The sequence below is a fragment of the Phytohabitans houttuyneae genome (assembly GCF_011764425.1).
In the GTDB taxonomy this organism is placed as follows: domain Bacteria; phylum Actinomycetota; class Actinomycetes; order Mycobacteriales; family Micromonosporaceae; genus Phytohabitans; species Phytohabitans houttuyneae.
Window position 1 is genome coordinate 2,905,007 of sequence record NZ_BLPF01000001.1, and the last position, 12,208, is coordinate 2,917,214.

The following is a 12,208-nucleotide window of genomic DNA, read 5'->3' on the forward strand; positions in this document are numbered from 1 at the left end:
GTAGTAGGCAGTCTACGTATCAGCTCGGCTGGTCACGATCAGGCCGAGCTCTTCGGCGCGCTCCCAGACCGGGCGCATCGCGGCGTCCGGGTCGCGGTGGAAGACGCTGGCCCGCAGCCGGACGAAGACGCAGTTGCCGACGCGCTCCAGGATGGCCTGGCGGCGCAGGTCGTGGGCGAACGCCTCGGCACCGTGGTAGCTGTCGCCGTCGCACTCGACGGCCAGGCGGCGGCCGTCCGGCGTGGCGATCATGAAGTCGACCTTGAAGTTGCCGATCCGGAACTGGGGCACGGCCCGCAGCCCGGCGGCGGTCAGCCGGCGGTGCACGGCGCGCTGGAAGTCGGTCACCGGCTCGCCGCCCACCTCCGGCGGCGCGGGCGGGCGCTGCGCGTACGCGAGCAGCGCGGCGCGGGCGTCGTCGGGGTGCAGGTCGGCGAGCGTGACCGAGTGGAACAGCCACAGCTGGTCGCGCGCACGCGAGGCGGCGACGTTGATGCGGCGGTGGAAGTCGCGCTTGGTGAACGCGCCGATCGCGCCGTCGGCCGAGGAGACCACCATCGAGGCGAGCACCACGTCGCGCTCGTCGCCCTGGAACGTGTACGGGTCGCCGACGCGCAGCTCGCGCCGCTCCAGCTCGTCCGGGCCGATCTCCTCGCGGAGCCGGTGCTGCAGGTACGCCGCCTGCCCGCTGCCGGAGAGCAGGCTGACCACGCCGAGCGTGCGCCCCGCGTAGGAGGGATCGGCCACGATCGCGGCGACCCGGGCGACGAGCGCCTCGGCCTCGGCGATGTTGACCTCGCCGTACTCGGGAGGGTGACCCGCTTGCCGTCCGCCACGTGCTCGGCCACGAGCGAGCGGTCAAGGCCGCTGCGGGCGGCGCGGAGCGGCTGGATCTTGCCGTCGTAGTAGGCGCCGCTGGAGAAGCCGATGATCTCGGGAACGCTGCGGAAGTGCTCGGTGAGCAGGATGCGCTGCGGCGAGCGGCGCACCGCGTGGTCGTAGAGGCTGCTCTCGGTGTCGAAGTGCTCCGCCGAGGGCACGCCCGCGGGGTGCAGGTGCGCGGCGACAAGCGCGTTGACCCGGTCGGTGGGCACGCCGACGAGCTGCGGCCCGATCTGCTGGTCGTCGCCGACCACGACCGCGCGCCGGGCGAGCGTGAGGACCGGGAGCGCGAAGAGGTCGGCCTGTGACGCCTCGTCAACGATCACCACGTCGAAGATCGGCGGGTGGCCGGGGAACTGCTCCAGCGCCCGGTCGATCGACATGATCCAGACCGGCACGGCGGTGACCGCCTCGGACATCGCCCGCTGGGCGGCCGCCTGCCAGTGCGCGGCGCTCTTGCCGGTGCCCTTTCCGATCTTGCGGAGCGCGGCGGTCCAGTCGGCGAGGGCCGCCTTGCGCCGGTCGTCGAGGGCGAGCGCGACCTCCAGCCAGGCCGAGGTGACCACCAGGTCGGCGGTGAGGCGGCGGATCTGGTCGCGGGCCCGCTCCAGCCGCCGGCCCAGGTCGGCGCCGTCGACGTCGCCGACCACCTCGTCGAACCAGGTCTGCGCCTGCCGCCACTGCCACGCCCGCAGCGCCGCGGCGCCGTCGAAGTCAGCGGAACCGGCATCGATCGCGGCGGCCCACTGCGGAGCGACCGTGGCGAGGCGGGCGTGCAGGGCGGCGTACCGCGTGGCGTCCGGCCGCAGCGTCCACAGTCGACGGATCTCGGTGAGCGTGGCGTCCCAGCCGGCGAGGTCGTCGCGATCCCAGGCCGCGGCGAGCGCCTGTAGCTGCGGCGACTCGGACGCGAAGCGGCGCAGCCAGCCGGCCATCGCGCCCCGCTCGCCCTCGAGCCGGTCGGCGAGGAACACGTTGCCGGCCGCCTCGACCGCGCCGGCCAGCTCGGCGATCTGCCGCGCGTCGACGTCGCGGGGGCAGCGTGGGAAGACGGTGACGAGCGTGGCGTGCAGCTCCGGCCAGCGGTGACTCTCCCACTCCAGCGCCGCCACCGCCGAGGAGAGCAGGCGCCCCGCCCACAGCTCCGGCTCGGTGGAGGCGTCCTGCGGTATGGGCGCGTCGAGCCGCGTGCGCCACTCGCCCCACCGCGCGGCCAACTGCTGCCGCAGCTGCTCGCGCTCCACCGTGGCCACCACGAGCTCGACGTCGTCGACGGTGCGCAGCGGCTCGCCGTCGACCTGCACCTCGGCCACCACCCGGGCAAGCTCGGCGTGGGTGAGGCGGCGTACCGGCTTGCCGGCCGCGTACCGCGCGCGGATCTCGCTGAGCTGGGTGAGCAGGCGGCGGGGCTGCGCCGCGTAGGGCTCGGGGAGGGTGATGCGGCGCCCGGCCACGAACGAGGTGCGCCGGCCCAGCTCACCGAGGAGCTGCTGGCAGGCGGCCACGTGACCGTCCCACACCGCGCGCCAGCTCGGGTCGCGGATCAGCTGGCCGAGCCGGTCGGTCCAGCTCCCCTCGCGGCGGGTCAGCTCGTCGGACGCCCCGCGCAGCGCAGCGGCCAGCTCGTCGACGGCTGTGGGCCCGATGGCTCGTACCCCTTCTATGGCCATGCCGCGGTCTCGCAGCGCGTCGACGACCTTGCGTGCGTCGCGGAGCGCGTCGCGTTGCGCGGCGATGGCCTCTCCGGTCGGGAGCTGGCCCTCGGTGGGCAGGGGTCCGAGCGCGGCTGCGCGGTCGGCGGCGGTCAGGCGCCGCGCGAGCTCGGTGAGCACCGCGAACTCGGCGGCCTCCAGCGGCGCCGGCGTGCCCGGCGGCACGGGGTCCGGCACCAGCGCGTCGGCCGCCTGCCGGCGCAACCACTCGCCCACCTCGCCGGCGCTGCGCCCGCCGTAGCGCCGCGCTTCCCGCTCGGCGCCCGCGAGCAGCTCGTCACGCGCGACGGCGAACGCCTGCTCGGCCGCCTCGACGTCGGCGAGCAGGCGCCGCACCCAGGCCGACTCGGCCTCGCTGTCCAATGTGGCGGCGCGGTCGGCGAGCTCGCGGGCGGCCACCTGGAGCTGCACGAGCTGGTCGGCGGAGCGGCCCAGCACGGCGAGGCAGAGCGGCTGGATCTCCTCCGGCAGCCCGTCGCGCAGGACCCGCAGCGGGTCCTCCTTCTGCGCCAGCACGAGCACCCGCTTGCCGTGCGCGACGAGGTGGCAGATGAGGTTGCGAATGGTGTGCGTCTTGCCGGTGCCGGGCGGGCCCTGCACGGCGACGTTGCGGTGCGCGGCCAGGCGGCGGGCGATCGACTCCTGCGCGTCGTTTGTGGCCATCGGCATCAGCAGCCGCTCGCTGGTGCGCGTCCACGCCTCCGGGTCGTCGTCGGGCATCCGCAGCCGGCTCGGCTCGTGCGCGAGCACGCCCGCGAGGGCGCCGACCTCGGGGCTGCCGCTGGTCAGGCGCTCGCGGAGCTGCTCGAGGAAGCGGCGGACCATGCGCTGGCGCGGCCGCACGAACATGACGCCGGTGTCGACGACCGCGTCCTGCTCCAGGCCGAGGCGTCGGGTGGCGCGGCGGGCGAAGTCGAGCCGCTCGGCCGCGTCCCACGGGTCGATGTCGACCTGCCCGCCGGTGCCGCCGAGGTCGAGCAGGTCGGCCACCCGCCGCCCGTCGAGATCGCCGAGCGCGTCGACCTGCAGCCGCGGCGGGCCCTGCGGGGTGACGGAGACGGTGGTGGAGTCCGGGTCGTACTCGATCGCGACCGGCGTGGCCAGCAGCGGGTAGTGGATGTCGCGGTGGCGCAGGACGAGGTGGCCCCAGACAAGCTCGACCCGGGCCGCGTCGATGTCGACGCGGTAGCGCAGGTCGTAGAGGCGGTCGTGCAGCCGGCGGGTCACCTCGGCGAGCTGGTGCTCGCGGGCCCACGGCTCCCACTGGCCGTCGCGCCACTCGGTGAAGGCGTTCTGGGTCTCCTCGGGCACTTCGCCGATCGTGGGCGGCGCGGTGTGCGACAGGTCCCACACGAGGTGGCGCAGGAGCGGAGTCGGGATGGAGGGCGGGTCCGGCGGGTCCGGGCGGCCGACCCGCAGCCAGCTCCCGCCCGGCTTGAAGGGGCCGATGCCGCACTCGACGTGGGTCGGCAGGTCGTCCTGCCAGTACGCGTCGGCGGCCGGCACGGTCCGCACCGGCTTTTCCAGCAGTGCGCGCACCGCCAGCAGGTACTCGGTGAGCGCCACCGCACGCGCGTGTACCGCTGGCGGCGAGTCGCCGCCAGCGGTCTGCTCCGGATCTTCCTGCGGTGCGGTCATACCCATCGACGGTAACCCGCGGGCGCACCGGAGCGCGCGTCGATCAACCGGTTCGGTCGATCACGTGTTCGCGTGCCTCGGCGTAGCGCTCCCGGATCGCGGGGACGGCCTTGGCCTCGTACTCGTCCACCGCGCCGGCGGTCCAGGCTGGAGGCTCGTCGCCGCCGAGCGCGACCCAGGCGGCCTGGCGGGCGGCGCCGTCGGCCACGTACTCACCCGGGGAGGCACGACCACCGGCGCGCCGAAGACCTCGGGCGCGATCCGGCGGACCGCCTCGGAGCGGGCGCCGCCGCCGACCAGGATCACCCGGTTGACCATCGCGCCCTGCGCCACCAGCGCGTCGAGGCCGTCGGCCAGCGCGCAGAGCATGCCCTCCACGGCCGCCCGGGCCAGGTGAGCCGGGGTTGAGGTGGCGAGGGTGAGGCCGTGCAGCGAGCCGGTCGAGTTCGGACGGTTGGGGGTGCGCTCGCCCTCCAGGTACGGCACGAGAGAGAGCCCATCCGCACCGGGCGGCGCGCTCAACGCCAAGCGGGACAGCTCCGCGTGGTCGACGCCGAGCAACCGCGCGGCCGCGTCCAGCACGCGGGCCGCGTTGAGCGTGGCGACAAGGGGCAGGAACCGGCCGGTGGTGTCGGCGAAGCCGGCGACCGTGCCGCTGGCGTCGGCGGCCGGGGTCTCCGCGACGCTGAACGCGGTGCCCGACGTGCCGATCGAGACGAGCACGTCACCGGGGAGGGCGCCGGCGCCCAGGGCGGCGGCGGCGTTGTCGCCCGCGCCCGGCCCGAGCGGGGCTCCGCCCGGCAGGGTACCGGCGACACCGGTCGGCCCGAGCACCTCCGGCAGGATCGGCTCCCGCCCGAACGCGAGCCGCAGCAGGTCGGGGCGGTACTGCCCGGTGGGCGTGGACCAGTAGCCGGTGCCGCTGGCGTCGCTGCGGTCGGTGCGCAGCGCGTCGAGGCGGCCGGTGCCGGCGAGCTTCCAGGTCAGCCAGTCGTGCGGCAGGCACACCGCGGCGGTGCGGTCGGCGTTGGCCGGCTCGTTTGTCGCCAGCCACCGCAGCTTGGTGATGGTGAACGAGGCCACCGGCACCAGCCCGACCGCGTCCGCCCACGCCTGCCCGCCGCCCAACTCCTCGACCAGCTCGGCCGCGGCACCGGCGGAGCGGGTGTCGTTCCACAGCAGGGCGGGCCGGACGACCTCGCCCCCTCGTCGAGGCAGACCATCCCGTGCTGCTGCCCCGCCACCGACACGGCCGCCACGTCATCGAGGCCGCCGGCCGCCTCGATCGCGGTGTTCAGCGCCGCCCACCAGGCGGCCGGATCGACCTCGGTGCCGTCCGGATGACCGGCCCGCCCTTCGCGGACGAGCGCGCCGGTCTCCGCGTCACGGACCACCACCTTGCACGACTGCGTCGACGAGTCGACTCCAGCGACGAGCATGCCGTCCCTCCCTTTCGACGGTGCCGGTCGGGGCCCCGTGGGACCCCGACCGGGCTGGGTCAGCTGTCAGCGGGCGCCGATCGCGTGCTCGGCAGCGAGCTGGTTGAGACGGACGAAGTGGTAGCCCTGCGCGCCCTTGGCGTCGGCGTCGAAGTCTTCCCACGCGCTGGTGTCGGCGAGCAGGTCGGCGATCGTCTCGCCCGCGCCGAGCGTGGGCTGGGCCAGCTCGGCGACGCGGGCGGCGGCGAGCGCCTCCTGCACCTCGGGGTCGGCGCGGAACGCCTTGGCGCGCTCCTTGAGCAGCAGGTACATCCGCATGTTGGCCTTGGCCGACTCCCACACGCCCTCGTAGTCCTCGGTGCGGGACGGCTTGTAGTCGAAGTGGCGCGGGCCCTCGTACGCCTGGCCGCCGGCCGGACCGCCGTGCTCCAGCAGGTCGACCAGCGCGAACGCGTTGAGCAGGTCGCCGTGCCCGAAGACCAGGTCCTGGTCGAACTTGATGCCGCGCTGCCCGTTGAGGTCGATGTGGAAGAGCTTGCCGGCCCACAGCGCCTGGGCGATGCCGTGCGCGAAGTTGAGCCCGGCCATCTGCTCGTGGCCCACCTCGGGGTTGAGGCCGACCATGTCGCCGTGGTCGAGCTGGGCGATGAACGCGAGCGCGTGCCCCACCGTGGGCAGCAGGATGTCGCCGCGGGGCTCGTTGGGCTTGGGCTCCAGCGCGAAGCGCAGGCCGTAGCCGCGGTCGATCACGTACTGCGCGAGGGTGTCGACGGCCTCCCGGTAGCGGTCCAGCGCGGCGCGCACGTCCTTGGCCGCGTCGTACTCCGCGCCCTCGCGGCCACCCCACATCACGAACGTCTGCGCGCCCAGCTCGGCGGCCAGGTCAATGTTGCGCAGCACCTTGCGCAGCGCGTAGCGCCGGACCGAGCGGTCGTTGCTGGTGAAGCCGCCGTCCTTGAACACCGGGTGGGTGAACAGGTTGGTGGTCACCATCGGGACGACGAGGCCGGTCTCGTCGAGCGCCTTGCGGAAGCGGGAGACGACCTCGTCGCGGCTGGAGTTGTCGGCGCCGAAGGGCACGAGGTCGTCGTCGTGGAACGTCATGCCGTAAGCACCCAGCTCGGTGAGCTTGTGGACGGCCTCGATCGGGTCGAGCGGCGTGCGGGTGGCGTCACCGAAGGGATCGCGGGCCTGCCAACCCACGGTCCAGAGGCCGAATGAGAACTTGTCGGCGCGGGTGGGCTGGACAGACATATTTTGACCTCCATGTAACATCCGCGATTTGTTCAACGGTTGAATTATTTGCCCCTGGTGTGGCACTGTCAAGGGCATGACGGACGGGCCCGTACGGCAGGCTTCGCTGCGCGAGCACAACCTGGGGCTCGTGCTGCGGCACGCCGCAAACGCCGCCCGCCCGCCGTCCCGCGCCGACATCGCCGCCGCCACAAGTCTCACCCGCGCCACCGTGTCCGCGCTGGTGGATGACCTGATCGCCGGCGGCCTGCTGACCGAGGTGGAGCCCGCGCCGAGGGCCGGCGCCGGGCGCCCCGCCGCCGGGCTCGTGCTCTCCGCGAGCGGCCCGGCCGGCCTCGGCCTCGAGATCAACGTGGACTACCTGGCGGCCTGCGTGGTCGACCTGGCCGGCACGGTGCGGCACCGCGACGTGCGCCACGCCGACCAGCGCCCCGGCCGCCCGGACGAAGTGCTGGCCGAGGTCGCCCGGCTGGCCGCCGACGCCCACGCGCACGCCGCGCGCGAGGGCTTGGTGGTGGCCGGCGCCGCGCTCGCGGTGCCCGGGCTGGTGACGCCCGACGGCGTGGTGCGCCTCGCGCCAAACCTCGGCTGGCGGGACGTCGACGTCCCCGCCGGCGTCGCGTCGGGGCTGGCGGGATCCGGCGAGCTGGCGCTCTCCGTGGACAACGAGGCCAACCTCGCCGCGCTCGGTGAGTTGCACGCGGGCCCCGCGGGTCCGGCCAGCTTCCTGTACGTCTCCGGCGAGATCGGCATCGGCGCCGGCATCGTGCTGCACGGCGCGCTCTTCCGCGGCGCGCGCGGCTGGAGCGGCGAGTTGGGGCACGTGGCGGTCCGCCCGGACGGCCCGGCGTGCCGGTGCGGGGCGCGCGGCTGCCTGGAGCAGTACGCGGGCCAGGAGGCGATCCTGCGGGCCGCCTCCGCCGGCGACACCGACGACCTGAAGGCACGCGCCGAGAGCGGCGACCCGGCGACGCTCTCGGCACTGACCGCGGCGGGTGAGGCCCTCGGTGTGGCGGTGGCCGGCGTGGTCAACCTGCTCGACGTCGAGGCCGTCGTGCTCGGCGGCATCTACGCGCCACTCGCCCCCTGGATCTGCCCCGCCGTCGTGGCGCAGATCCACTGCCGGGTGCTCACCGACGCCTGGTCGCCCGTCGACGTCCGCCCCTCGGTGCTCGGCGGCGACGCGGCCGTGGTCGGTGCCGCCGGCTCCGTGGTGCGCGCCATCCGCAACCACCCCGCCCGCTGGCTCACCCGCCCGGTTTCCTAACCCCAATCGGATCTGCCCCCGTCCGCGTCAGCTGCGGACCGCATGCTCCCGCGGGCACCGCTGCGGTCGGCGGCTCGCCAGGGCTCGCCGAAACCCCCGACCTCCGCTGCCGGATCCGCGGGACAAGCCCGCCGCGGTCCGCCGTCGCGCAGCGTGATCGCGGCCCGCGCGGTGCGTGGCTCGGTGCGGCTTGGGGTGGCGGCTGCGGAAGGCTCCGGAGCTGGGCGCGGCGATGCGCCCAGTCGGAGATGCACTCGCGGCCGATGCCGCCGGCCGGTCGGGCTTGGCGGGCGCATCCCGACTCACTCAGGCGCAGCAACGCGCGCCCCAGCTACCGATGCACCCGCAGTCACCCACGCCGCCGGCCGCCACGTGCGGAGCGTCCAAAGGACGGCTAATAGGCTCCTCGGCTGGCCATGACCGCGCCGATGGTCTTCCACATGATGACGACGTCGGTGGCGAGCGACCAGTTCTCCACGTAGTACAGGTCGAGCCGCAGACCGTCCTCCCAGGACAGATCCGAGCGGCCGCTGACCTGCCACAGGCCGGTGATGCCGGGCTTGACCAGCAGGCGGCGGGCGATGTCGCCGTCGTAGCGGGCGACCTCGGAGGGCAGCGGCGGGCGCGGGCCCACCAGGCTCATGTGGCCGAACAGCACGTTGAGCAGCTGGGGCAGCTCGTCCAGCGAGTACTTGCGCAGGATGCGCCCGACCCGGGTGACGCGCGGGTCCTTGCGCATCTTGAAGAGCAGGCCGTCGTGCTCGTTGCGGGCCGCCAGCTTGGCCAGCATCTCGTCCGCGTTGACCACCATCGTGCGGAACTTGTAGACGCCGAACTCCTCGCCGCCGCGACCGACGCGGATCTGCCGGAAGATGACCGGGCCCTTGCTGTCGAGCTTGATGGCGATCGCGATCGCGATCATCAGCGGCAGCGCGATCGTCAGGCCGAGCGTGGCGGTGAACCTGTCGACGAAGCCCTTGACGATCTTGCGGGTGCCGCGGAACTCCGGTGCCTCCACGTGGATCAGCGGCAGCCCGGCGACCGGGCGGGTGTGGATCCGCGGGCCGGCGACGTCGGTGAGGGCGGGTGCGAGCACCAGGTCGATGCCGGTGCCCTCCATCTGCCAGCCCAGCCGGCGCAGGCGGGCCGCGGTCAGCTCGCCCGATGCGGTCACCGCGACGGTGTCGACGCCGGCCGCGCGGGCCGACTCGAGGATGCTGCGGAACGAGCCCACGACCGGCACGTCGCCCAGGCGCTGCGGCACCGGCGCGAGCAGCGCGTCCGGGATGCAGGCGCCGACCACGCGATAGCCCGCGTACGGCTCGCGGCGCAGTGTGTGCACCAGCTCCAGCACGTGCGGCGCGTCGCCCACGACCAGCACGCGACGCGACCAGCCGGTGCCCTTGACGCGCGCCCGGTGCAGCCACTTGCGAGCCAGGTAGCGGCCGCCGACCAGGCCCACCGTGCCGGTCGCGAACGTCAGGGCCAGGAAGCCCCGGGCGACGCCGATGTTCGCCACGTACCCCACGATGGCTATCGCGCCGGCCAAGCGGAGGCTCGCCGAGGTGACCCGGCGGTACTCGTCCGCGCCGTATCCCAGGACGCGGTCGTCGTAGCAGCGCAGCAGCTTGAGTGAGGCGAGCCAGACCAGCACGAGGCCCGGCCCGACCACCGGGTAGGGGATCTGCGAGCCGACCGGCTCACCCCGCCAAACGGCTCCACCACCCAGTTGAACCGGCCGAAATAGCCTGCGAGCACGGCGAACGAGATGATGGCGAGGTCCAGCACCATCAATGCCCGCTCATACGTGCGGAGTCGTGCGCGCAGCAGCGCGCCCGTCGTTTCCGCCGCGCTCGGTACCCCCACCGGACGCGTCAGGAGAGTCGCCGACGTCACCAGCCCTCCCCAGCTTGTCAAGTCGACTGTGCCCTCACGGCAAGCGCCGGACCCATTTTCGGGGCCGGCGGCGCCGGAGCACCAGGACATCTTGACCTACGGCGGCACCCCGCACGGGCTTCCGACAAAAAACTGTCAGTTCATTGCGATCAACCAACCGAACGTACATGTACGCAAGGTAGTCAATTGCCTACAACAGGTATAGCCGCAGGTCAACGCGGTGCCGCGGGCCGCAATGCGAGGGCTTTGAGGAAGATGTCACCGATTTTGGTCGGGTCCTTGGTGACGAAGACACCGCCACCGGTGACGCTCGTAATCCGCTTGAGCTGCCCCTCGTCGACGCCGCTCCCGATGCCCAGGATGATCACCTGGATCGGCCGCCGCGGGTCGGCGAGATCCTTCAGCTGAGCCAGCAGCGTCTGCTCGTTGATCCCGTTGTCGTCGTCGTTTTTGCCGTCGGTGAACATCACGATCGAGTTGACCCGGTCGGCCGCCCACTCGTCCTGGACCGCCTTGTACGCGGCGAGCAGCGTGTCGTACAGCCCGGTGTCGCCGTCGGGCTTCGGCGAGATCGTCTTGAGCGCGCCGAGCATCTGCGGCCGGTTACTGCTCAGCGGCCCGATCGGCACGAGCTGGCGCCAGTCCTTGTTGCCGTCGAGCCGCGTGGAGAACGTCCACAGCCCGAGCGCCCACGAGTCGTCGAAGAGGTTGAGCCCAGCCTGCGCGGCGGCGAGCGTCACCGCCATGCGGGTGGCGTTGTCCGCCTCGGGCACCTCCTCCAGCATCGAGCCGGAGACGTCCATGACGGCGAGCATGCGGCCGGGCGCGGTGACCGCGGTCCAGGTGGCCAGCGAGCGGTCGAGCGCCGCCGGGTCCAGCCCGCCCGCCGCCTTGCCACCGGCGTTGGGTGTCGCGGACGGCGGGCCGCCGGCCGGGCTTGGCGCGCCGGTGGGTGCCACGAAGCCGGCACCCCAGGTGCCGTCGGGCGAGCGGAGACCCTGCGCGCCGAGCAGGTTGCGGAACGCACCGCTGTCGAGCGCCTCGTGCACCGCCTCGGCCGCCGCGGTCTTGGCCGGGTCGACGCCCGGCATGATGGCGAACGGGTAGTCGAGCGGCGCCGGCGTCGGCTCCACGTAGAGCGCGGCCAGCGGCACCGGCGGCTTCTTCGCGTTGTAGGCGATGACGTCTTCCTCGGACAGCGGCGCCACGTTCAGCCCGGAGGCGAGCGAGGCGGCGTCGGACGCCTGGGGAAACTTGGCCACCAGATCGTCGCGCAGTGCCGAGCGGCCGATCGCGAGCGAACGCAGCGCCGCGGTCTGCGCCTGCGGCGCACTGCCCCCGGCGGTGGCCGCGGCCGCGGCGAGCGAGAGCAGGCCCGACAGGCCGGCGGCGTCGCGGGTCGGCTCGACGATGCCGGTGCGCAGGCCGGTGCCGGTGGTGATCTGCTTGAGCAGGTCGGCCCAGCCCACCTTCTTGTCCGGCCATCCGAGGCTCTCCGCGAGCGGCTCGGGCATCGCGGCGACCACGGGGCTGCGCGCGACCGAGCCGCCGTCGGTGGGGGTGAACCCGGGTGCCAGCGTCTTGAGCCGCACCAGCCAGGTCGAGGAGTCGGGCAGCCACACGTCGGGCAGCTGGAGCGTGCCGTTGGCACTGCCGACGCCGGCCAGGCCGACGTTGTGCTGGGCGGCGATCACCGCGGCCATGTCGACCGAGTTGACCTCGCTGATGTCCACGACCACGCAGGTGCCGCCGGCCGAGCCGCCGTCGCCGCTCCACTTGTCCACCGTGGAACGCACAGCGGGTGCGATCTCGGGTGAGGCGGCCATTGCAAGCTTCACCTCGCCGGCGCACCGCGAGCCGGCGAGCTCCCGATATCCGAACCACGAGCCACCTACAACGACGACAAGCGCCATCGCGGCAGCGATGGCGCCTGCTCCGCGGTAGTTGCTACGCATGCGATGGCGGCCTGGCACGGTCCCATCCTGCTGACGCTTCCCGCACGTCGCCAGGTACGTTCGGCCGAAAGTTACGGATCAGCGACCTTCTGGCTGATATTCGGTCACAGGGTGTAGCTGTATAGCGCCGGACCGTTTAGGGAATCCCCTATATTCCGGGACCAA

At 73.5% G+C, this 12,208-nt stretch carries 4 protein-coding genes and 4 pseudogenes; 1 reads left to right on the forward strand and 7 read right to left on the reverse strand.

Annotated features, from left to right (window positions below; translation table 11 throughout):
• Positions 1-12: 12 nt before the first annotated feature.
• From Phou_RS52535 to xylA, 5 genes and pseudogenes are all read right to left on the reverse strand, one after another.
• Complete coding sequence (locus tag Phou_RS52535) at positions 13-348, reverse strand: PDDEXK-like endonuclease domain-containing protein (protein WP_246273774.1); 336 nt, start codon at positions 346-348, stop codon at positions 13-15.
• Positions 349-510: 162 nt separating this feature from the next.
• Positions 511-747, reverse strand: a pseudogene (locus Phou_RS52540) (hypothetical protein); the annotation flags it as partial.
• A gap of 2,378 nt (positions 748-3,125) precedes the next feature.
• Positions 3,126-4,238: pseudogene (locus tag Phou_RS54960) on the reverse strand (AAA domain-containing protein); the annotation flags it as partial.
• Positions 4,239-4,275: 37 nt separating this feature from the next.
• Positions 4,276-5,671 (reverse strand): annotated as a pseudogene (xylB, locus tag Phou_RS12780) (xylulokinase).
• Positions 5,672-5,737: 66 nt separating this feature from the next.
• Positions 5,738-6,925, reverse strand: coding sequence for a xylose isomerase (gene xylA, locus Phou_RS12785; RefSeq protein ID WP_173056253.1), 1,188 nt, complete (start codon positions 6,923-6,925; stop codon positions 5,738-5,740).
• 76 nt (positions 6,926-7,001) lie between these two features.
• On the opposite strand from xylA, the gene Phou_RS12790 reads away from it, so the two are divergent.
• Positions 7,002-8,192 (forward strand): ROK family protein, encoded by a 1,191-nt coding sequence (locus Phou_RS12790; protein WP_173056254.1) that lies wholly within the window; start codon positions 7,002-7,004, stop codon positions 8,190-8,192.
• A 394-nt stretch (positions 8,193-8,586) separates the two neighbouring features.
• On the opposite strand, the pseudogene Phou_RS12795 reads toward Phou_RS12790, so the two are convergent.
• Positions 8,587-10,088, reverse strand: a pseudogene (locus tag Phou_RS12795) (sugar transferase).
• A 212-nt stretch (positions 10,089-10,300) separates the two neighbouring features.
• The gene (locus Phou_RS12800; protein WP_173056255.1) at positions 10,301-12,043 is read right to left on the reverse strand and encodes a VWA domain-containing protein; all 1,743 of its coding nucleotides are present in this window, start codon (positions 12,041-12,043) and stop codon (positions 10,301-10,303) included.
• Positions 12,044-12,208: the final 165 nt, after the last annotated feature.